General features: G+C 67.1%; 21 protein-coding genes. 15 read left to right on the top strand and 6 right to left on the bottom strand.

The window, feature by feature from the left end; all coding sequences use genetic code 11:
• The first annotated feature begins 12 nt into the window (after nucleotides 1-12).
• Complete coding sequence (locus PVZ72_RS19420; RefSeq protein ID WP_273862763.1) at nucleotides 13-1,551, top strand: C13 family peptidase; 1,539 nt, start codon at nucleotides 13-15, stop codon at nucleotides 1,549-1,551.
• A gap of 89 nt (nucleotides 1,552-1,640) precedes the next feature.
• A complete protein-coding gene (locus PVZ72_RS19415; protein WP_017642883.1) occupies nucleotides 1,641-2,282 on the top strand; it encodes an oxidoreductase in 642 nt (213 codons plus the stop codon).
• A 470-nt stretch (nucleotides 2,283-2,752) separates the two neighbouring features.
• On the opposite strand, the gene PVZ72_RS19410 is transcribed toward PVZ72_RS19415, so the two are convergent.
• The gene (locus PVZ72_RS19410) at nucleotides 2,753-3,688 is read right to left on the bottom strand and encodes a LysR substrate-binding domain-containing protein (protein WP_273862762.1); all 936 of its coding nucleotides are present in this window, start codon (nucleotides 3,686-3,688) and stop codon (nucleotides 2,753-2,755) included.
• 126 nt (nucleotides 3,689-3,814) lie between these two features.
• On the opposite strand from PVZ72_RS19410, the gene PVZ72_RS19405 reads away from it, so the two are divergent.
• From PVZ72_RS19405 to PVZ72_RS19390, 4 genes are all read left to right on the top strand, one after another.
• The gene (locus tag PVZ72_RS19405; protein ID WP_273862761.1) at nucleotides 3,815-5,191 is read left to right on the top strand and encodes an L-serine ammonia-lyase; all 1,377 of its coding nucleotides are present in this window, start codon (nucleotides 3,815-3,817) and stop codon (nucleotides 5,189-5,191) included.
• Nucleotides 5,192-5,256: 65 nt separating this feature from the next.
• Entirely contained in the window at nucleotides 5,257-5,481 is a 225-nt protein-coding gene (locus PVZ72_RS19400) for an antitoxin (protein ID WP_133862345.1), read from the top strand.
• The gene (gene vapC / locus PVZ72_RS19395) at nucleotides 5,481-5,894 is read left to right on the top strand and encodes a type II toxin-antitoxin system tRNA(fMet)-specific endonuclease VapC (RefSeq protein WP_133862346.1); all 414 of its coding nucleotides are present in this window, start codon (nucleotides 5,481-5,483) and stop codon (nucleotides 5,892-5,894) included. The genes PVZ72_RS19400 and vapC overlap by 1 nt, the downstream gene beginning before the upstream one ends.
• 40 nt (nucleotides 5,895-5,934) lie before the next feature.
• Complete coding sequence (locus PVZ72_RS19390) at nucleotides 5,935-6,411, top strand: YbaK/EbsC family protein (protein WP_133862347.1); 477 nt, start codon at nucleotides 5,935-5,937, stop codon at nucleotides 6,409-6,411.
• On the opposite strand, the gene PVZ72_RS19385 is transcribed toward PVZ72_RS19390, so the two are convergent.
• A complete protein-coding gene (locus PVZ72_RS19385) occupies nucleotides 6,399-6,527 on the bottom strand; it encodes a hypothetical protein (RefSeq protein WP_007161186.1) in 129 nt (42 codons plus the stop codon). The two genes, PVZ72_RS19390 and PVZ72_RS19385, sit on opposite strands and share 13 nt — an antisense overlap.
• 145 nt (nucleotides 6,528-6,672) lie before the next feature.
• Between PVZ72_RS19385 and PVZ72_RS19380 the strand changes: the two genes are divergently transcribed.
• Nucleotides 6,673-8,076, top strand: a complete 1,404-nt coding sequence (locus PVZ72_RS19380; protein ID WP_273862760.1) for an aminotransferase-like domain-containing protein — start codon at nucleotides 6,673-6,675, stop codon at nucleotides 8,074-8,076.
• On the opposite strand, the gene PVZ72_RS19375 is transcribed toward PVZ72_RS19380, so the two are convergent.
• From PVZ72_RS19375 to mpl, 3 genes are read right to left on the bottom strand one after another with little or no spacing between them, the layout of a single operon-like run.
• On the bottom strand, nucleotides 8,073-8,369 hold the full coding sequence (locus PVZ72_RS19375; protein ID WP_187980979.1) for a YceK/YidQ family lipoprotein: 297 nt from the start codon (nucleotides 8,367-8,369) through the stop codon (nucleotides 8,073-8,075). The genes PVZ72_RS19380 and PVZ72_RS19375 overlap by 4 nt on opposite strands.
• Complete coding sequence (ubiX, locus tag PVZ72_RS19370; RefSeq protein ID WP_007161189.1) at nucleotides 8,362-8,994, bottom strand: flavin prenyltransferase UbiX; 633 nt, start codon at nucleotides 8,992-8,994, stop codon at nucleotides 8,362-8,364. The genes PVZ72_RS19375 and ubiX overlap by 8 nt, the downstream gene beginning before the upstream one ends.
• On the bottom strand, nucleotides 8,994-10,349 hold the full coding sequence (gene mpl / locus PVZ72_RS19365) for a UDP-N-acetylmuramate:L-alanyl-gamma-D-glutamyl-meso-diaminopimelate ligase (protein ID WP_273862759.1): 1,356 nt from the start codon (nucleotides 10,347-10,349) through the stop codon (nucleotides 8,994-8,996). The genes ubiX and mpl overlap by 1 nt, the downstream gene beginning before the upstream one ends.
• Before the next feature lie 208 nt (nucleotides 10,350-10,557).
• On the opposite strand from mpl, the gene PVZ72_RS19360 reads away from it, so the two are divergent.
• A complete protein-coding gene (locus PVZ72_RS19360) occupies nucleotides 10,558-10,932 on the top strand; it encodes a COG4315 family predicted lipoprotein (protein WP_208695053.1) in 375 nt (124 codons plus the stop codon).
• A 130-nt stretch (nucleotides 10,933-11,062) separates the two neighbouring features.
• Complete coding sequence (locus PVZ72_RS19355; protein WP_273862758.1) at nucleotides 11,063-12,223, top strand: C4-dicarboxylate ABC transporter; 1,161 nt, start codon at nucleotides 11,063-11,065, stop codon at nucleotides 12,221-12,223.
• A gap of 185 nt (nucleotides 12,224-12,408) precedes the next feature.
• Here the strand turns inward: PVZ72_RS19355 and PVZ72_RS19350 are convergent, their stop codons facing one another.
• A complete protein-coding gene (locus tag PVZ72_RS19350; RefSeq protein WP_273862757.1) occupies nucleotides 12,409-14,301 on the bottom strand; it encodes a sigma-54-dependent Fis family transcriptional regulator in 1,893 nt (630 codons plus the stop codon).
• Nucleotides 14,302-14,549: 248 nt separating this feature from the next.
• Between PVZ72_RS19350 and exaC the strand changes: the two genes are divergently transcribed.
• The 6 genes from exaC to PVZ72_RS19320 all read left to right on the top strand — a co-directional run bounded on the left by exaC (nucleotide 14,550) and on the right by PVZ72_RS19320 (nucleotide 21,046).
• Nucleotides 14,550-16,070: an acetaldehyde dehydrogenase ExaC gene (gene exaC, locus PVZ72_RS19345; RefSeq protein WP_273862756.1), complete on the top strand. Its 1,521-nt coding sequence runs from the start codon at nucleotides 14,550-14,552 to the stop codon at nucleotides 16,068-16,070.
• A 185-nt stretch (nucleotides 16,071-16,255) separates the two neighbouring features.
• Nucleotides 16,256-17,287, top strand: a complete 1,032-nt coding sequence (gene adhP / locus PVZ72_RS19340) for an alcohol dehydrogenase AdhP (protein WP_187980973.1) — start codon at nucleotides 16,256-16,258, stop codon at nucleotides 17,285-17,287.
• 175 nt (nucleotides 17,288-17,462) lie between these two features.
• Nucleotides 17,463-18,110, top strand: a complete 648-nt coding sequence (locus tag PVZ72_RS19335) for a DedA family protein (RefSeq protein ID WP_133862356.1) — start codon at nucleotides 17,463-17,465, stop codon at nucleotides 18,108-18,110.
• A gap of 4 nt (nucleotides 18,111-18,114) precedes the next feature.
• Nucleotides 18,115-18,951, top strand: a complete 837-nt coding sequence (locus PVZ72_RS19330; RefSeq protein ID WP_273862755.1) for a zinc-dependent peptidase — start codon at nucleotides 18,115-18,117, stop codon at nucleotides 18,949-18,951.
• 51 nt (nucleotides 18,952-19,002) lie between these two features.
• A complete protein-coding gene (ppa, locus tag PVZ72_RS19325; RefSeq protein ID WP_007161198.1) occupies nucleotides 19,003-19,530 on the top strand; it encodes an inorganic diphosphatase in 528 nt (175 codons plus the stop codon).
• A gap of 454 nt (nucleotides 19,531-19,984) precedes the next feature.
• The gene (locus PVZ72_RS19320) at nucleotides 19,985-21,046 is read left to right on the top strand and encodes a DUF748 domain-containing protein (RefSeq protein ID WP_273862754.1); all 1,062 of its coding nucleotides are present in this window, start codon (nucleotides 19,985-19,987) and stop codon (nucleotides 21,044-21,046) included.
• The last annotated feature ends 136 nt before the right edge of the window (nucleotides 21,047-21,182 follow it).

Here is a 21,182-nt window from a genome sequence, read left to right as displayed (position 1 = left end):
CCGACCCCACCTATGAGCGCCCTCCTGCCCCGTCTCGCCCTTGCCGCGCTGTTGCTGGCGGCCTGCGCTGTCCAGGCGGCGCCCAACGCGAGCAGCGTGAGACTGCCCGATGGCGGGGTCTATACCGGCGAAATCGTCAGCGGCCTGCTCAATGGCAGCGGACGCATCGAGTGGCCCAATGGCAACTGGCTCAAGGGCCGCTTCAAGGACGGCCTGGCCGAGGGGCCTGGCGAGCAGCAATTTGCCGATGGCACCTACTACCAGGGCACCTTTCGCCGCGGTCTCTACCATGGCCAGGGCAACCTGATCAGCAGCAGCGGCTGGGAATACCACGGCAGCTTCGTCAACGGCCGCATGCAGGGCCAGGGGTCCAAGCTCGACAGCGACGGCACCCAGACCATCGGCACCTTCAACGACGGCCACCTCAACGGCGTCGGCCAGTGGCAGGAGCCGGGCGGCGATCGCTATGACGGCGAATTTGTCGACGACCAGTTCGAAGGCGCCGGCGTCTATCGCAGTGCCGGCGGCGATCTCTGGCGCGGGCGCTTCAGTGGCGGCGAGCTGACCGGCAACGGCGAATTCGTCGGCAGCGACAGCAGTCAGTATCGCGGTGCCTTCCGCAACTGGAAGTTCGACGGCCAGGGCGTGCTCACCAACAGCGACGGCAGCGTCTACCGCGGCAACTTCGCCGACGGCGTCTATGCCGGCATGGGCGTGCTGACCCGCGCCGACGGCCAGGTGGAACGGGGTCTCTGGGAAGGCGGCAAGCGCATCCGCGACGACCAGGGCCAGTACATCGCCGATCCCTTGGAGCGCGCCCTGCTCGATCAGGGCAAGGTGCTCGACCAGGAATTGCAGCAGATTCCCGCCTCCACCCCCGCCACCGAGCTCTATGGCCTGGTGCTGGCCGGCGACGGCGGCCAGGGCGTGTTCCAGCGCGAGGCCAACTATGTGGCCAACTTCCTGACCACCACCTGGGGCGCCCGCGACGTCGTCCACCTGATCAACGCCAAGGACATCCGCAGCGACCATCCGCTGGCCACCCGCGAGAATCTCTACCAGAGCCTGCAGGCGCTGGCCCAGCGCACCGGTCCGGAAGACCTGATCCTCATCTACCTGACCAGCCACGGCTCGGCCGACCATCAGCTGGTGCTCTCCCAGCCGGGCCTGGATCTCTCCAGCCTGCCAGCGGCGGAGCTCGGCCGCCTGCTCGCGCCGCTGCGCGGCCGCGACAAGCTGATCATCGTCTCCAGCTGCTACAGCGGCGGCTTCATCCCGCAACTGCAGGACGACCACACCCTGGTGATGACCGCCTCCAAGGCCGATCGCACCTCCTTCGGCTGCACCGACGAAGCCGATTTCACCTACTTCGGCCGCGCCCTGTTCGCCGAGGCCTTCCAGCACACCGACGATCCCGAGCAGGCCTTCCAGCGCGCCCGCGACACCGTCTCGGTACGCGAGAAGACCGAAGGCTTCGACCCGTCCGAGCCCCAGCTCTGGGCACCGCCAGCCGTCCTGCAGAAGTGGCGCGCCTGGCGCGCGGGTCGCTGAGAGCCGCCTTTGCCTTGGGGCTTTGACGAACAACCGGAACGCCTGAGGTCCAACCTGACATCAGCGGTCGCCGCTACAAGGAGAGCCCCGTGTACCTGACGCCTCAGCATGCCCTCATCGCCGGCGCCACTGGCCTGACCGGCGAACACCTGCTCGACCGCCTCCTCAACGAGCCGACGGTCCCCCGGGTGCTGGCGCCGACCCGTCGCCCGCTGGCGGAACACGCCCGGCTGGACAATCCGGTGGGTGATCTCAACAGCCTGCTGCCGACCCTGGAAGGCCCGCTGGACGTGGCCTTCTGCTGCCTGGGCACCACCATGAAGCAGGCCGGCTCCGAAGCGGCCTTTCGCGCCGTGGATTACGGCCTGCCCCTGGCGGTCGGCCAGCGCGCCCTGGAACTGGGCGCCCGTCACTACATCGTGGTCAGCGCCATCGGCGCCGATCCGCAGTCCTCGATCTTCTACAACAAGGTCAAGGGCGAACTGGAAGAAGCCCTACGCGCCCAGGGCTGGACGCAACTGACCCTGGCGCGACCGTCGCTGCTGATCGGCCAGCGCCAGGAAGAACGCCTGGGCGAGCGCCTGGCCGCCCCCTTGTCGCAATGGCTGCCCGGCAAATGGCACGGCATCGAAGCCGCCGTCCTGGCCCGCGCGCTGTGGCGCCTGGCCCTGGAAGAAGGCAAGGGCGTGCGGGTGGTGGAATCGGACGAGCTGCGCAAGCTGGGACGTTGAAGGCGTAGCTCAAGGGGCTGGGTTACAGCCCTCGCGGTCATGGCGGTCCGCCGATGCGGCCGCTCCTGCAGGTGAGCCCCGCAAGGGTCGATCAGGCGTTCCGAAGACCTATTACCGCCGCTCCTTCCCAGAATAGCCCTCCCCTCAAGGAGAGGAGGCGCCTCACAATGAACTCACCCGTGGAAAAGGCTGCGCCGTTTTCCACGCTACGAAGCCTGCACAAGCCCCTAACCGCTCGGAAAGCCCCTATCCGTTGGGGAGAGGGCTGGGGTGAGGGCGCGCCTCACAAAGAACTCACCAACGGAAAAGGCTGCGCCGTTTTCCACGCTACGAAGCCTGCACAAGCCCTTAACCGCTCGGAAAGCCCCCTCTCCCTTGGGGAGAGGGCTGGGGTGAGGGCGCGCCTCATGAAGAACTCACCAACGGAAAAGATTGCGCCGTTTTCCACGCTACGTGGCTATCACGGCCCTTCAGGCCGGCTGCGCCAGCACCATCTGGTCGACTTCCTGCACCAGCCAGTCGTGCAGGGCGCGCAGGCGGGGATCGGCCAGGGCGCCCTGGGCATAGAGCAGCATGTACCTCTTGTGCGCCGGCACTGAACGGCCAAAGGGCGGCACCACCAGCACGCCCCGGGCCAGTTCGTCGGTGATCAGGGCGCGGCGGGCGATGGCGACGCCCATGCCGGCGATGGCCGCCTCGATGGTCAGGTGGTTGCGATTGAAAGTGTGCCCCCGCCGCACATCCAGCGCCGGCGCGCCGATACTGGCCAGATAGAACTCCCATTCGGCGTATTCGTAGCTGCCGCGCCAGGCGGTGATGTCATGCAGCAGCGGATAGAATTCCAGGTCCTCCGGCTGCTCCAGCGGCGGTCGCCCCACCAGCAGGCTAGGCGCGCAGACCGGAAAGATCTCTTCGTCCATCAGCGGCGTCGAGGCCAGGCCCGGATAGCTGCCGTCGTTGAGATCGATGGCGAGGTCGAATTCGCCCTCGCGCAGCGACCAGCTGCTGTCTTCGGCCACCAGCCGCAGTTGCAGGTCGGGAAAGCGCGCCTGCAGCCGCGGCAGCCGCGGGGTCAGCCATTTGCCCAGGAACGAGGGAATCGACCTGAGCCGTACCACGCCGCCGAACTGGCCGGCATTGAGGCGGCGCAATTCGGCGTCGATCAGTCCATAGGCCTGGTTCAGGGTGGTCGACAGGCGCTGGCCCTCGGCGGTCAGCTCCAGGCCTCGGGCCACCCGGTGAAACAGCTTGAAGCCCAGGCGCTCCTCCAGCTGGCGCATCTGCTGGCTGATGGCGCCAGGCGTCACGTGCAGCTCTTCGGCGCAGCGCGTGAAGGAGAGATGGCGTGCGGCGCAGACGAACACCTGCAACCAGGCCTGGGTTTGGGCATTGAGGATCCGGCTCATCGATGAGTTCCGCTAAAGGATCGCTTAGAAGCTTTCGTTTGTGCGAGTTGGAGGCTTATCACCACTATGAGCCATCCGCCGGCACCTTGTCTGGCGACCATTCAAGCTCAATCAGGGATTACCGACATGGCCATCAGCGTCTTCGACCTGTTCAAAATCGGCGTGGGTCCGTCCAGCTCCCATACCGTGGGCCCGATGCGGGCCGGCGCCCTGTTCGCCCAGCGCCTGGTCGACGAAGGTCTGCTGGAGCAGGTCAAGCGGGTCGAGGTGCGCCTCTATGGCTCGCTGTCGGCCACCGGCGTCGGCCATGGCACCGACCGCGCCACCCTGATCGGCCTGATGGGCGAATGGCCGGATCGCGTCGATCCCGCCGCCGTGGAGCCGCGTATCGAAGCCCTGCGCAACGAGCGCACGCTGTTGCTGGCCGGGCGCCAGGCGGTCCATTTCAACTGGCAGGAAGACATGCTGCTGCTGGAAGAAAGCCTGCCCTACCATCCCAATGCCATGACCCTGACCGCCTTTGGTACCACCGGTGAAGTGGCTGAAGCCACCTACTACTCCATCGGTGGCGGCTTCGTGGTGGACGCCGCCCAGGCCGCCAGCGGCGTGCTGGACAACGACACCACCGAACTGCCCTATGACTTCTCCAGCGGCGCCGAGCTGCTGCACCTGTGTCGCAGCCATGGCCTGGGCGTGGCCGAGCTGATGCTGGCCAACGAAAAAAGCTGGCGCTCCGAGGAAGAGATCCGCAGCGGCCTGCTGCGCATCTGGAACGTGATGCGCGAATGCGTGCAGAACGGTCTCGCCAACGAGGGCATCCTGCCCGGCGGCCTCAAGGTGCGCCGGCGCGCCGCCCGCCTGCACCAGAGTCTGCAGGCCATCGGCAAGCCCAACGTCATAGGTTCCACCCTCTCCGCCATGGAATGGGTCAACCTCTTCGCCCTGGCGGTGAACGAGGAGAACGCCGCCGGCGGGCGCATGGTCACCGCCCCCACCAACGGCGCGGCCGGAATCATCCCGGCGGTGCTGATGTACTACATGAAATTCAATCCCGACGCCTGTGACGACGATGTGGTGCGCTTCATGCTGGCCGCCGCCGCAGTCGGCATCCTGTGCAAGAAGAACGCCTCCATCTCCGGTGCCGAGGTGGGCTGCCAGGGCGAGGTCGGCTCGGCCTGCGCCATGGCCGCGGCCGGTCTGGCCGAGGTGCTGGGCGCCAGTCCGGCGCAACTGGAAAACGCCGCCGAGATCGGCCTGGAGCACAACCTGGGACTGACCTGCGACCCGGTCGGCGGCCTGGTGCAGGTGCCCTGCATCGAGCGCAACGCCATCGCCGCGGTCAAGGCGATCAATGCCGCCCAGATGGCCCTGCGCGGCGACGGCGAGCACTTCATCTCCCTCGACCAGGTGATCCGTACCATGAAGGAAACCGGCGCGGACATGCACAGCAAGTACAAGGAAACCTCGCGCGGCGGTCTGGCCGTGACCTTCGTGGAGTGTTGAGAGGCGCTTGATCACTCCAGTGCGGCGTATATACTCCTGCGTATATACGCCTCTAGGAGACGTCCATGGCCGAAGCCCGCGTGTTCAAGTCCGGTAACAGCCAGGCCTTGCGCCTGCCCAAGGAATTTCGCTTCGAATCGGATCGGGTGGAAATCTTCCGCCGCGGCGACGAGATCGTCCTGCGGGAATTGCGGCCAGATGCCGCCGATATCTTCGACACCCTGGCCGCGCTGTCATTGGCGACCCTGGAACGGGAAGACAGCCCACCCCAGGCGCGGGAAGAGTTCTAGTGCCTGCTCGCTACCTGCTCGACACCAACATCTGCATCTACATCGCCAAGCACAATCCGCCGCAGGTCCGTGAGCGCTTCGCCCGGCATGGTCGCGATGAACTGGCGATGTCTGCGATCACCTGGGGTGAGCTCTGTCATGGCGCGGCCAAGAGTCAGCAACCCGAGCGCACCCGGACGATCCTGGAACAGCTCCGCCAGCAGATCGCCGTGCTGGAGCTGGATACGGAATGCGCCGAACACTATGGCGCCATCCGCGCCGAGCTGGAGCGCCAGGGCAAGATCATCGGCAACAACGATCTGTGGATCGCCGCCCATGCCCGCGCCAGGGCGCTGATCCTGGTCAGCAACAATCTGCGGGAATTCAGCCGGGTCGCCGATCTGGCCTGCGAGAACTGGACAGCAGCCGATTGAAACGGCACGGTCGGCTCTGACCTAGACACAAGGAACGCCCATGAGCCTCGACTCCGTCCGCCAGCACCTCGCCCGCATCGCTCCCGACCTCGAGATCCTCGAGGCCACCACCAGTACCGCGACCGTCACCCTCGCCGCGGCCGCCCACGGCGTGGAACCGGGGCGGATCGCCAAGACCCTGGGACTGAAAGTTGGGGAACAGCTGTTGCTGCTGGTGGCTCGCGGCGATGCACGCCTGGACAACCGCAAGCTCAAGGCCGCCTTCGGTGGCAAGGCCAAGCTGCTCGATGCTGACACCGTGGAAGGCCTCACCGGGCATCCGGTGGGTGGCGTCTGCCCGTTCGGGCTGGCCACCCCGCTGCCGGTCTATTGCGACGAATCGCTGAAAGCCTTCGACGAGGTGCTACCGGCCGCGGGTGCCATCCACAGTTGCGTGCGCCTCACGCCGGAGCGGCTGGCCGCCCTCAGCGAGGCGCGCTGGGTGGATGTCTGCGCCCTGGGCGATCAGCGCAGCTGATCGTTCTTTTCCACGTCGCGCCGGTCCTTGTTCAGTACCACGCAGGCGTAGTAGCCGCCGCCGAGCAGGATGAGCGCGAGCAGGCTGAAGAGAATCATGAAGATACCATCGTCCATGGCTGCCTCCGAGGGATGCCAGAAAGGGATGGGTAAAGCTTAGGCCCCAAGGCGCTCGCGTTACAGCAGCAGGTAGACACAGGAAAAACCGGATCAGATTGCGCCGTGCTCGCTATAGTGACGGTCTCCCCTGCCCTGGCCCTGCATGAAGCGCTACGAAAGATTCGCCGACCAGCTCGCCACCCTGATGATCCGCGGCGTCCTCGCCCCCGGCGAGCGGCTGCCGTCGGTGCGCAACGCCAGCCAGACCCACGGAATCAGCCCCTCCACGGTGTTCCAGGCCTATTACCTGCTGGAGAGTCGCGGGCTGATCGAGGCCCGCGAGCGATCCGGCTATTTCGTCCGCGAACCGGCCCGGGCGCGGGACGCGGCGCCACTGCTGGCGCCCCTGGAGGGCACCGAAGTCGCGGTGAGCGACCTGGTCTATTCGGTGCTGCAGTCGCTGCAGGACCCGGACATCGTGCCCTTCGGCTCGGCCTTTCCCAGCCCCGATCTCTTTCCCCTGGCGCGCCTGGCCCGCAGCATGGCCCACGGCCTGCGCGACCTGCCCGCCCAGGACCTCACCGCCTACGTCACCCCCGGCCATCCCGAACTGCGGCGGCAGATCGCCCGGCGCTACGGCCTGGCCGGCATGCCCGAGGTCGGCGAAGAACTGGTGATCACCCACGGCGCCCTGGAAGCCCTCAACCTGGGCCTGCAGAGTCTGACCCGGCCCGGCGATCTGGTGGCGGTGGAAAGCCCGGCCTTCTACGCCAGCCTGCAGGTGCTGGAGCGGCTGCAGCTCAAGGCGGTGGAAATCCCAGTGGCCCCCGAGCACGGCCTCAATCTCGATGCCCTGGAAGAGGCCCTGAGTCGCCTGCCGATCAAGGCCTGCTGGTTCATGAGCGGCCTGCAGAATCCCACCGGGGTCAGTCTCGACGACCGCGCCCAGCAGCGCCTCTATGGCCTGCTGCAACGCCATCAGGTGCCCCTGCTGGAAGACGACGTCTATGCCGAGCTCTACAGCGGCAGCGAACCGCACCGCCCGGTCAAGCGCTTCGACCGCGACGGCCTGGTGCTGCACTGCGGCTCCTTTTCCAAATGCCTGGCGCCCGGCTATCGGATCGGCTGGATCGCCGCCGGTCGCCAGGCAGGCGCCGTCGCCCGGCTGCGACTGATGACCACCATCACCCCCTCGATGCCGGCCCAGGCCGCCCTGGCCGACTATCTGCAGCATGGCGGCTACGATCGCCACCTGCGTCGCCTGCGCCTGAGTCTCGACCGCCAGCGCCAGGCCATGCTGGCCGCGGCGCGGCGTTATTTTCCCGCCGACACCCACGTCAGCCGGCCCCAGGGCGGCTACTTTCTCTGGTTCGAACTGCCGCAGCGCGTGGACAGCCTGGCGCTCTACCGCCAGGCCCTGGCCGAGGGCATCAGCCTGGCGCCGGGGCCGATCTTTTCCGCGCAGCAGGGCTTTCGCCACTGCATCAGACTCAATTGCGGTCATCCCTGGGACGCCCGCAGCGAGGCGGCCATGGCCAGGCTTGGCGAGTTGCTGAAGGCGTTCTAGAGGCCGCCACGCACACTGCCCCGCCCACCGATGGCGGCAGGCAGGGACAACGGCAGCAGCAGGGTATCGAGCAGGGCGCTGGCGGGCAGGTCCAGCACCGGCCAGGCCGGCGCCTCGGCACCGAAGCGCTCCTGGGCGCAGCAGCCGCCCTGCAGCGCATAGAGATCCAGCCGGGTACCGGCATAGACCACCGGCGCGCCGGGCTTGGCGGCGTCCAGGGTGCGCGCCGTGGCGCAGCCGCCGAGGAGCAGCATGGCCGTCAGCAGCAGACCGAGGCGCACCGCCCTAGTCATCGTTGCCGGACAGGTGATGTTCGCCCCAGCGCGGCAGCATGTCCTGGGGGATGCCCAGGGTATTGAGGATGCGCGCCACCACGAAGTCCACCAGGTCGTCGAGGGTCTGCGGCTGGTGGTAGAAGCCCGGCGAGGCCGGCAGGATGGTCACGCCCAGGTTGGACAGCTTGAGCATGTTCTCCAGGTGGATGCTGGAGAACGGCGACTCGCGTGGCACCAGGATCAGCTGCCGTCGCTCCTTGAGGGCCACGTCGGCGGCGCGCTCGATGAGGTTGTTGCTGGCGCCGGTGGCGATGGCCGAGAGGGTGCCGGTGGAACAGGGGCAGACCACCATGGCCGCCGGGGCGCTGGAACCGGACGCCGGCGGCGCCATCCAGTCGCTCTGGCCGAATACCCGTACCTGGCCAGGGGCCGCGCCGGTGTATTCGGTGAGAAAGGCCTGCATGGCCTGGGGCTTGGGTGGCAGCACCACGTCGGTCTCGGTGGCCATCACCAGTTGCGCGGCCTTGGAGATGAGGAAGTGCACCTCGCGCTCCTCCTGCACCAGGCAGTCCAGCAGGCGCAGGCCGTACTGGGAGCCGGAGGCGCCGGTCAGCGCCAGGGTGATGCGTTCCGGGCCGGCCATCATGCCTGCTCCAGGGCCGCGGCCAGCTTGCCGTGCAGGCCGCCGAAACCGCCGTTGCTCATGATCACCACGTGGGTGGGTCCGTCCAGCTCGGCCTGGACCCGGGCGATGATGGCGTCCAGGGAATCGCAGACCCCCGCCGGTACGGCGCAGGCCTCGGCCGTTCCGGCCAGGTCCCAGCCCAGATTCGGCGGGGCGTACCAGATGACGCTGTCGGCGCCGGTGACGCTGTCCGGCAGGCCGTCACGGTGGGCGCCCAGTTTCATGGAATTGGAGCGCGGCTCGATGACGGCGATGATCCGCTCGCCACCGACCCGGGCGCGCAGCCCCTCCAGGGTGGTGGCGATGGCGGTGGGATGGTGGGCGAAGTCGTCGTAGACGGTCACCCCACGCACCTCGGCGACCTTCTCCATGCGCCGCTTCACGCTACGGAATTCGCTCAGGGCGGCGACGCCCATGCTTGGCACCACCCCGACATGACGAGCCGCCGCCAGGGTGGCCAGGGCATTGGCCACGTTGTGCTGGCCGGTCAGTTCCCAGTTCACCGTGCCCTGCACCTCGCCGTCGAACAGCACCTCGAAGCGCGAGCCGTCCTCGGCCAGCAGGCGGGCCTGCCATTGACCACCTGCGCCGGTGGTCTGCACCGGGGTCCAGCAGCCCATCTGCAGCACCCGCACCAGGGCCGTTTCGGCGGTGGGGTGGATGATCAGGCCGCTGCTGGGAATCGTCCGCACCAGATGGTGGAACTGCCGCTCGATGGCCGCGAGATCCGGAAAGATGTCCGCGTGATCGTATTCCAGGTTGTTGAGGATGGTGGTCCGCGGCCGGTAGTGGACGAACTTGGATCTCTTGTCGAAGAAGGCGCTGTCGTATTCGTCGGCTTCCACCACGAAGAAGGGCGTGCCACCCAGGCGCGCCGAGATGCCGAAATTCTGCGGTACCCCGCCGATGAGAAAGCCCGGACTCATGCCGGCGTGCTCCAGCACCCAGGCCAGCATGCTGGTGGTGGTGGTCTTGCCGTGGGTCCCGGCGACTGCCAGCACCCAGCGACCCTGCAGGACGTGCTCGGCCAGCCACTGGGGACCGGAGACATAGGGCAGCCCCTGGTCCAGCACGTATTCCACCGCCGGATTGCCGCGCGACAGGGCGTTGCCGATCACCACCAGGTCCGGCGCCGGATCGAGCTGGGCCGGATCGTAACCCTGGGTCAGCTCGATGCCCTGGGCCTCCAGCTGGGTGCTCATGGGCGGATAGACGTTGGCATCGGAGCCGGTCACGCGATGGCCGGCTTCCTTGGCCAGCACCGCGAGCGACCCCATGAAGGTGCCGCAGATACCGAGGATGTGGATGTGCATGACAGGCGGGCTCCGCTGCAGAATTAACGGCGGCAAGGTTAGCACGGGGTGCCGCGCCGCCGGAGCGATGGCCGTCGCGGATAACCCGGCGCTGCGCCCGCCCCGGCCGGCAGGATTTCGACTAGAGTGCGCAAGGCATCCCTGGCTTTCCGGATGCCCGCATCGCCGTAGGTCCGTTCGCCCTGATAACAAGCACAAGAGGTCGACCATGCTGAAACACCTGCTGATCACCGCTGCAACCCTCTCCTTCGCCAGCCTGGCTCTGGCCGCCGCGCCGACCAAGGTCGCCGACACCGCCCTGGGCAAGGTGCTCGTCGACGGCAAGGGCATGACGCTCTACACCTTCGCCAAGGACAGCGCGGGCAAGTCCGCCTGCAACGGTCCCTGCGCCCAGAACTGGCCACCGCTGACAGCCGAAGCAGGCGCCAAGGCCGCCGATGGCTACAGCCTGGTGACCCGCGACGACGGCAGCCAGCAATGGGCCTACCAGGGCAAGCCGCTCTACACCTGGGTCAAGGACAGCAAGCCGGGCGATACCAGTGGTGATGGGGTCAATCAGGTCTGGCACGTGGCCAAGCCCTGATGCCCGGGCGCTGCCTGCCCAACACGGGCAGCGCCTTATCTATCAAATAGTTTAATATTTCATGATCATTCATTTTTAATGATAAGCGAGCAGGCTTAGCCTGAAGGCCTTCCCTTTCAGGAGCCCTGCCATGCCGCTTTTCGCCGCTGTCCCCGAGCAGGCACTCAGACCCTTCAGCCAGCTCGACCGCCCCCTGGAGGTCATCCGCCAGTTCACCCCCAACTGGTTCGCCGTGACCATGGGCACCGGCGTACTGGCCCTTGCCCTGGCCGCCTGTCCCTGGAGGTTTCCTGGATTGCCCGTCCTCGCCGAGGGCCTCTGGCTGCTCGCTGTACTGCTGTTCTGTCTGTTCAGCGGGCTCTATGCCGCGCGCTGGTTGCTGTTCTTCGACGAGGCCCGCGAAATCTTCGCCCACGCCACTGTCTCGATGTTCATCGGCACCATCCCCATGGGCCTGGCCACGCTGATCAACGGCCTGTTGCTGTTCGGCCTGCCGCGCTGGGGCGCGGCGGTGGTGCCCCTGGCGCTCGGCCTCTGGTGGCTGGATGCGGCCATGGCGCTGGCTTGCGGAGTGCTGATCCCCTATCTGATGTTTACCCGCCAGGCGCATCGCATCGACCAGATGACCGCCGTATGGCTGCTGCCGGTAGTGGCCGCGGAGGTGGCGGCGGCCAGTGGTGGCCTGCTGGTGCCGCATCTGGCGGTCAGCGAGCAATTCAGCGTGCTCGTCGCCAGCTATGTGCTCTGGGCCTATTCGGTCCCGGTCGCCCTCAGCCTGCTGGTGATCCTGCTGTTGCGCCTGGCACTGCACAAACTGCCGCCGGCCAGCATGGCCGCGTCGAGCTGGCTGGCGCTGGGCCCGATCGCCACCGGCGCCCTGGGGCTACTGGTGCTGGGCAGCGCTGCGCCCGCGGTGTTCGCCGCCCATGGCCTGGTCGGTATTGGCGAGATCGCCCGGGGCCTGGGCCTGCTGGGTGCGCTGCTGCTCTGGGGCCTGGGACTCTGGTGGCTGGCGCTGGCGGTGCTGGTGACCCAGCGCCAGGCCCGGGACGGCATGCCCTTCAACCTGGGCTGGTGGGGCTTCACCTTTCCCCTGGGCGTCTATGCCCTTACCACCCTGCGCCTGGGCGAAGCCCTGGCGGCGCCCTTCTTTACTGGCCTGGGCGCCGTGCTGGTGCTGCTGCTGGCGCTGCTGTGGACCCTGGTCGCCAGCCGCACCCTGGCCGGCGCCTACCGCGGCAGTCTGTTCGTCTCGCCCTGCATCGCCCACCTGTGCAAGCCGGTGCGCTAGAGCCTGCTCAAAGGCTCGCGAGCTAGAGTCAAACAAGGCCTAGGCGGCCCCGCGAAAATAGCTGAGGAAGCGGATCGGACTCGCGCTCGAGTTTACAAAGAGTAAATGAGCATTCCGACGGGGCTGGCCTTCCAGGCCATTTTCAACGCCGTTTGGCCGACGCGCAGCAGACTTTGAACAGGCTCTTAGTCCTGGGGGCGCTGCAGGCCGTGCTGGTGCAGCCAGCGATAGAGGGTGTTGCGACTCACCCCCAGGCGCCTGGCGGCGCGGGTCATCTGCCAGTGGCAGTCGTCCAGCACCGCACGCAGTTCCTCCCGGGCGCTGTCGACCGGCACCGCGCTGGACGGCAGCGGCAGCCGGGCGCCACGGCAGTCGGCGGGTAGCTCGTCCAGGCCGATCTGGCCATCTTCGCTCAGGGCCACCAGGGTGCGCAGCACGGTACGCAACTGGCGGACGTTGCCCGGCCAGGGGTGCGCCAGCAGGCAGGCACGCGCGGCCGGATCGAGGTCGATCGCCTCGCCTCGGGCCTCTTCGGCCAGCAGCTGATCGAGCAGTTCGCCACGGTCACTGCGCTCGCGCAGCGCCGGCAGGGTCACTACCAGGCCGCGCAGGCGATAGTAGAGGTCTTCGCGAAAGCTGCCGGCCGCCACCAGGGCCTCCAGGTCCCGGTGACTGGCGCTCACCAGGCGCAGGTCCAGGGCGCGCGGCGCCCCGCCGCCGAGCGGGACCACCTGGCGCTCTTCCAGCACTCTGAGCAGCCGGGTCTGCAGCGCCAGCGGCATGTCGCCGATCTCGTCGAGAAAGAGGATGCCGCCATCGGCCTGCTGCAACTTGCCGGCCATGCCTTCCTTGCGCGCTCCGGTGAAGCTGCCGCCGCGATAGCCGAACAGCTCGCTTTCGATCAGGGTTTCCGGGATGGCCGCGCAATTGAGGGCGACGAATGCCTGGCCGGCGCGACTGCTGGCGCGGTGCAGGGCGCTGGCGAAGGCTTCCTTGCCGGTGCCGGTCTCGCCGTGCAGCAGCACCGGCACGTCACGTTCCAGCACCTTGAGCGCCCGGGTAAAATCCCGTGCCAGGGCCGGATCGGCCAGGCAGATGCCGCTGGGCAGGGGCGCCTTGGGCACTGCCACCGGGATGACCGGTCGTACCTGAGGACCGCGTACCAGGCCGTGGAAGCCCTGGCCCTGGCGGCCACGCAACGCCCAGCAGGCGCTGGGTTGCGGGCGGGCGCGCTCCAGCAGCTCGTCCTGCCGCAACTCGAACAGGCTTTCCATCCGCTGCCCCAGCACCGCACTGCGCGCCAGCCCCAGCAGCATCAGCGCGGTCTCGTTGGCGGCGTTGATCCGCCCCTCTTCATCAAAGGCCAGCAGGCCCTCGCTGAGCAGGCCGACATAGGCCGCCTGGGCATGGAAGCGCAGCAGATAGCCATTGGCGTAGCGGTCGAGGAAATAGCAGCTCTCGATCAGCTTGGCCGAGAGATTGACCAGCGCCATGGTATGGAACTGACCCTGGCGCGAGGCGTCCTGGCGGGCGCTGGAGACGTCCAGCACCGCCAGCAGCTCGCCGGCCGGATCGAAGACTGGACTGGCCGAGCAGGTCAGCTGGGTATGGCGACTGCGAAAGTGTTCGTCGCGGTGGATGGTCAGCGCCTGACGCTCCACCACGCAGGTGCCGATGCCGTTGGTGCCCTCGCAGGCCTCGCTCCAGTCGGCGCCCAGCCACAGGCCGGCCTGCTGGAAGGTCGCGCGCTCGGCGTCGGCGGTGACGCAATCGAGGATCAGCCCGCGGGCATCGGTGAGCAGCACGGCATGGCCGGCGCCGCCCAGTTGCTGGTGCAGGGAATTCATCTGCCCACGAGCGATCTGCAAGACCCGCTGCTGGCGCTGGCGGTGCTCGTCGAAGCGGGCGCGCTCCAGCACCCAGGGTGCTACCGGCGCGGCCGGGTCCAGCTGGTGTTCGTCGAGACAGCGCCGCCAGGAGCGGGCGATGGCCGGATCGCTGGCCGGGCCGTCGAGGACGGCGCCGCGGGCGAGCTCGAGTACCTGGCTGGCATGACGATCGGACGGGGTAGCGGCCATTGTCGTTGTCCTCCGCGGGGCGTCTGCGCGGCCTCCAGCATAGGCCAAATCGGGCGGACTGGGCACTCTGTCACCCCCAGGTGACAAGCTGTCACGCCAAGGGGTGACAGCTCTGTCACAGTGGCAGCTGGCGGCTTTCCCCGGAAAAGACCGCAAGGCCGCAACCATGCGGGTTCGCCCGACTTGGCCCGCGCCTTGCTCAGGATCGGAGCGCCGCTCTTCCTACAAGAACAAACAGGAGACCCACCATGCGCTACGCAGCTCCCGGCACCCAAGACGCCCTGCTGACCCTGCAGGCCCGCTACGGCAACTACATCGGCGGCGAATTCGTCGCCCCGGTGAAAGGCCAGTACTTCACCAACACCTCCCCGGTGAACGGCTCGGTGATCGGTGAATTCCCCCGCTCCGACGCCGCCGACATCGAACGCGCCCTGGACGCCGCCCATGCCGCCGCCGATTCCTGGGGCCGCACCTCGGTGCAGGACCGCTCGCTGATCCTGCTCAAGATCGCCGACCGCATCGAACAGAATCTGGAAAAACTGGCCGTCGCCGAGACCTGGGACAACGGCAAGGCGGTGCGCGAGACGCTCAACGCCGACGTGCCCCTGGCCGCCGATCACTTCCGCTACTTCGCCGGCTGCATCCGCGCCCAGGAAGGCAGCGCCGCCGAGATCAACGACAAGACCGCCAGCTACCATTTCCACGAGCCGCTGGGCGTGGTCGGCCAGATCATCCCCTGGAACTTCCCGCTGCTGATGGCCGCCTGGAAGCTGGCCCCGGCGCTGGCCGCCGGCAACTGCGTGGTGCTCAAGCCCGCCGAGCAGACCCCGCTGTCCATCACCCTGTTCGTCGAGATGGTCGGCGACCTGCTGCCGCCCGGCGTGCTCAACGTGGTGCAGGGCTATGGCAAGGAGGCCGGCGAGGCCCTGGCCACCAGCACCCGCATCGCCAAGATCGCCTTCACCGGCTCCACCCCGGTGGGTTCGCATATCCTCTCCTGCGCGGCCAAGAACATCATTCCCAGCACCGTGGAACTGGGCGGCAAGTCGCCCAACATCTACTTCGAAGACATCATGCAGGCCGAGCCGAGCTTCATCGAGAAGGCCGCCGAGGGTCTGGTACTGGGCTTCTTCAACCAGGGCGAGGTCTGTACCTGCCCGTCGCGCGCCTTGGTGCAGGAATCCATCTACGCCCCCTTCATGGAAGCGGTGATGAAGAAGATCGCCCAGATCAAGCGCGGCGATCCGCTGGACACCGAGACCATGGTCGGTGCCCAGGCTTCCCAGCAGCAATTCGAGAAGATCGTCTCCTACCTGGAGATCGCCCGCGAGGAAGGCGCCGAATTCCTCACCGGCGGCAACGTCGAGAAACTGCAGGGTGATCTGGCCAGCGGCTATTACATTCAGCCTACCCTGCTCAAGGGCCACAACAAGATGCGCGTCTTCCAGGAAGAGATCTTCGGCCCGGTGATCGGCGTCACCACCTTCAAGGACGAAGCCGAGGCCCTGGCCATCGCCAACGACACCGAGTTCGGCCTCGGCGCGGGCGTCTGGACCCGCGACATCAACCGCGCCTACCGCATGGGCCGCGGCATCAAGGCCGGCCGCGTCTGGACCAACTGCTACCACCTCTATCCCGCCCACGCCGCCTTCGGCGGCTACAAGAAATCCGGCGTCGGCCGTGAAACCCACAAGATGATGCTCGACCACTACCAGCAGACCAAGAATCTGCTGGTCAGCTACGACATCAATCCGCTGGGCTTCTTCTAAAGCGACGCCTGGATCGCGCGCCTCAGCAGGACGTCGGGGCGCGCCTCCCACCTGACCTGGATCAACACCCCCGCCCCGTGGGTGGCCGACGCTAGACGCAGCGGCCGCCCGTGGTGGACAGGTGCGTCCCGGCACAGGCCCCGTCTGGCTTCATCCACGCATCATGCCTCCATGAGGGACTCGTCATGCCTAAAACAATGAAAGCCGCTGTCGTCACCGCCTTTGGCAAACCCCTGGAATTCCGCGAAGTCGAGGTGCCCACCCCGGGTGCCGGCCAGGTACTGGTCAAGATCGCCGCCAGCGGCGTCTGCCACACCGATCTGCATGCCGCCCAGGGCGATTGGCCGGTCAAGCCCAATCCGCCCTTCATCCCCGGTCACGAAGGCGTCGGCCATGTGGTGGCGGTGGGCGCCGGGGTCACCCATGTCAAGGAAGGTGACCGGGTCGGGGTGCCCTGGCTGTATTCCACCTGCGGTCATTGCGAGCATTGCCTGGGCGGTTGGGAGACCCTCTGCGAATCCCAGCAGAACACCGGCTATTCGGTGAACGGCGGCTTCGCCGAATACACCCTGGCCGATGCCGGCTACGTCGGCCGCCTGCCGGACAACGTCGGCTTCGTCGAGATCGCGCCCATCCTCTGCGCAGGGGTCACCGTCTACAAGGGCCTGAAGATGACCGACACCCGCCCGGGCAACTGGGTGGTGATCTCCGGCATCGGCGGCCTCGGCCACATGGCGGTGCAGTACGCCCGGGCCATGGGCCTGAACGTGGCGGCGGTGGACGTGGACGACCGGAAGCTCGACCTCGCCCGCCGCCTGGGCGCCGAGGTCACCGTCAACGCCCGCGAGCAGGACCCGGCGGCCTACCTGAAGAAGGAGATCGGCGGCGCCCATGGCGCCCTGGTCACGGCGGTGTCGCCCAAGGCCTTCGAGCAGGCCATCGGCATGACCCGCCGCGGCGGCACCATCGCCCTCAACGGCCTGCCGCCGGGTGACTTCCCGCTGTCGATCTTCGACATGGTGCTCAACGGCACCACGGTGCGTGGCTCCATCGTCGGCACCCGCCTGGACCTGCAGGAGGCGCTGGACTTTGCCGGCGAAGGCAAGGTCAAGGCCACGGTGAGCGCCGAGCCGCTGGAGAACATCAACGACATCTTCGCCCGCATGCACGGCGGCGGTATCGAGGGTCGGGTGGTGATCGACATGGCGCTGGGCTGAGAACCAGCGCGCCACTCCCGCGTCGGCCCCGGCGCGGGAGTGAACCTTTCGCCTACCCTGACCTCTGAGCGGCTGGCGTTTTTTCCCGGCGCCGATCTCGACCAGGCCACAAACGCTGGCCCCGGCTGCCCTTATAATCGCCGCCGGACCCTCGCAACTACGGTAGGCACGCCCCATGGAATTCAACCCGATCGACCTGATCCTGCACCTCGACGTCTATCTCAGCGGGTTGGTAGCCCAGTACGGCACCTGGATCTACGTCATTCTCTTCGCCGTGATCTTCTGCGAGACGGGTCTGGTGGTCATGCCCTTCCTGCCCGGCGACTCCCTGCTGTTCATCGCCGGCGCTCTTTCCGCCCTCGGCGACATGGACCCCTATCTGCTCGCCGGCCTGCTGATGTTCGCCGCGGTGGCGGGCGACAGCACCAACTACCTGATCGGCCGCTTCGCCGGCGACAAGCTGTTCAGCAACCCCCATTCCAAGATCTTCCGCCGCGACTACCTGCTGCGCACCCAGGCCTTCTACGAGCACCACGGTGGAAAGACCATCACCCTGGCGCGCTTCCTGCCCATCATCCGCACCTTCGCCCCCTTCGTCGCCGGCGTCGGCCGCATGCACTATCCCTACTTCCTCGCCTACAGCGTGCTCGGCTCGCTGCTCTGGGTCGGCGGTCTGGTAAGCCTGGGCTACTTCTTCGGCAACGTGCCCTTCATCAAGCAGAATCTCACCCTGATGGTGCTGGCCATCATCGGCATCTCCCTGCTGCCGATGATCCTCGGCCTGATCAAGAGCCGGCGCGCCGCGGTCCAGAGCGGAGTCTGAGTCCTTGGGTTTCTGGCGCGCCTGGCGCGAACGGCGCCTGCTGGAGCGGGTCGCCATCGCCGACGAGCTCTGGGCGCGCCTGCGTCAGCGCCTGCCGATCCTCGATGGCCTGAGTGCCGCGGAGGACACCTGGCTGCGCGAGCACTGCGTGCTGTTTCTCGCCGAGAAGCGCCTGACCCTGCTCCAGGGCCTGGAACTGGATGACGGCGACCGCCTGCTGCTGGCCGCCCAGGCCCTGCTGCCGCTGCTGCACCTGCCGGAAGCGGCGCTCTATCCCAATGTCCGCGAGATCGTCGTCTACCCAGACGCCTTCGTCAGCCCGCAGCGCCATCGCGACGAAGGTGGCCTGGAACACGAGTGGGACGAGGAACGCGACGGCGAAGCCTGGGATCGCGGCCAGGTGGTGCTGGCCTGGCCCGGCATCCAGGCCAGTGGTGGCTGGGAGGCCTACAACCTGGTCATCCACGAATTCGCCCACCTCCTCGATCTGCTCGCCGGCGGTCTGTGCAACGGCCAGCCGCCACTGCACGAAGGCATGCCCCAGGCCGCCTGGACCGGCGCCCTGCAAGGCGCCTATGACGACCTCAATCGCCAGCTCGACGCCGATCCGGATGCGCAGACTGTCCTCGACCCCTATGCGGCAGAAAGCCCCGAGGAATTCTTCGCTGTCGCCTGCGAGTATTTCTTCAGCGCGCCCGACCTGCTCGGCGAACACTATCCGGCCGTCTACGGACAGCTGCAGCAGTTGTTCCGCCAGGACCCGCGCAGCCGTCTCGCCGCGAGCCTGGCGAGCATGCAACAGCCGACACCCCCGGGGTCCGAGGCTCGAACCCCGATCTGAAAGCGCCTATACTCCCGGCCACTTTTCCCAACCGACCAGAGGGACCCGTTCATGAGCTACAGCAAGATTCCCGCCGGCAAAGACCTGCCGAACGACATCTACGTCGCCATCGAGATTCCGGCCAACCACGCGCCGATCAAGTACGAGATCGACAAGGACAGCGACGCCCTCTTCGTCGACCGTTTCATGGCCACCCCCATGTTCTACCCGGCCAACTACGGCTACATCCCCAACACCCTGGCCGACGATGGCGATCCCCTCGACGTGCTGGTCGTGACCCCCTACCCGGTCGCTCCCGGCGCCGTGATCCGCGCCCGTCCGGTCGGCGTGCTGCACATGACCGACGAAGCCGGCGGTGACGCCAAGCTGATCGCCGTCCCCCACGACAAGCTGAGCGTCCTGTACAAGGACGTGAAGGAATACACCGACCTGCCGGCCCTGCTGCTGGAGCAGATCAAGCACTTCTTCGAGAACTACAAGGATCTGGAGAAGGGCAAGTGGGTCAAGGTCGAAGGCTGGGGCGACGCCGACGCCGCCCGCGCCGAGATCACCAAGGCCGTGGCCGCCTACAAGGGCTGATCCACGCTCCTTTCGAAAAGCCCGGCTCGCCGGGCTTTTCTGTTTCCGGACGTCACACCGGGCACACCGGGCTTCCTATCCGGCGGCAAAGCGACTACCCTGCACCCCTCGTCGCCATCCGCGACCCTGCGCCGATCCGCCATCTGCCGATCGCCGCCGGAGGCCCCAGGCCTCTTTCTCATCTGCCCGGCAAGGGCAACCCGGGCGGGCCGGGCTCACCAAAAATCAGCTCAACCCGCCCTCTAAAGCCGGCCACAAGCCGGCTTTTTTGCGCCTGCCGTTCGAGTAGCGCATAACAGGCGCAGCGGAGCGACGACCGGTACGGATGCCAGCCGCCCAGGCAGAGCCTTTCGCCCATGTCGGCACCCTGCGTCGGGCCGCCAGGCAAACTCACGAGAAACTCAGGGCCGTTACTCAGGGTCGACCGGAGACGAGTCCGCCCCGAGTCGCCATCATGTCCCGCCGTCTGCGCCTGCCTCTTTACCTCCTCATCGGCCTGGTCGTCCTGCTGCTGTGCCTGCACCTGGCCGCGCCGCTGCTGATCCGCCACTACCTCAACGACAGGCTGGCGGACATGGGCGACTATCGTGGCCAGATCACCGACGTGGACCTGGCCTGGTGGCGCGGCGCCTATCGCATCGAGGGGCTGGAGATCGTCAAGGTCAACGGCAAGGTACCGGTGCCCTTTCTCAAGGCGCCCAGCATCGACATCGCGGTGAGCTGGCGTTCGCTGTGGCGGGACCATGCCATCGTAGGGCGCCTTGTCTTCGATCGACCCGAACTCAACTTCGTCGACGGCGGGACGCGCAAGGAACAGTCGCAGACCGGTGCAGGCACCGACTGGCAGGATCAGGTCGACAAGCTGATCTCCATCACCCTCGACGAGGTGCGAGTGGTCAATGGGCGGGTGACCTTTCGCAACTTCAACTCCAAGCCCCAGGTGAATCTGGCGGCCACCGACGTCAACGCCAGCCTCTACAACCTGACCAACGCCGCCGACGCCCAGGGCGAACGCATCGCCCACTTCGAAGGCAAGGCCGCCGTGCTCGGCAGCGCGCCGCTGGAAGCCAGCGCCCGTTTCGATCCCTTCAAGAACTTCATCGACTTCGACTTCCGTCTGCGGGTGACCGACATTGACCTGCCCAAGCTCAACGACTTCGCCCGTGCCTACGGCAAGTTCGATTTCCGCGCCGGCAGCGGCGACGTGGTGGTGGAAGCGAGGGCGGTGGATGGCCAGCTCAGCGGCTACGTCAAACCCCTGATGAAGAACGTCGACATCTTCGACTGGCAGCAGGACGTCGAGAATCGCAACAAGAACGCCCTGGAAAGCGCCTGGGAAGCCGTGGTCGGCACCGCCCAGACCCTGCTCAAGAATCAGCGCCGCGATCAGTTCGCCACCCGGGTCGACCTGTCCGGCAGCGTGAAGAACCAGGACATCAGCCCGTTGCAGGCCTTTTTCAATATCCTGCGCAATGCCTTCGTACGGGCCTTCAGCGCCCGCTATGACGCGGATTGAAGCTCTCGTAGGTTGGCGCTGAGCACAGCGAAGCCCAACGGCTTAATTTTGGCGTTTGGCCACCCGCACCCCAGCCCTCTCCCAGCGGGAGAGGGGGCGATTGGATTCCGTAGCGTGGAAAACCGCGCAGCGTTTT

Source organism: Pseudomonas sp. LA5, assembly GCF_028640825.1.
GTDB classification, from domain to species: Bacteria; Pseudomonadota; Gammaproteobacteria; order Pseudomonadales; family Pseudomonadaceae; genus Chryseomonas; species Chryseomonas aestiva.
Note: the sequence above shows the minus strand (reverse complement) of the source record. Positions and strands in the feature narration are given on the sequence as shown.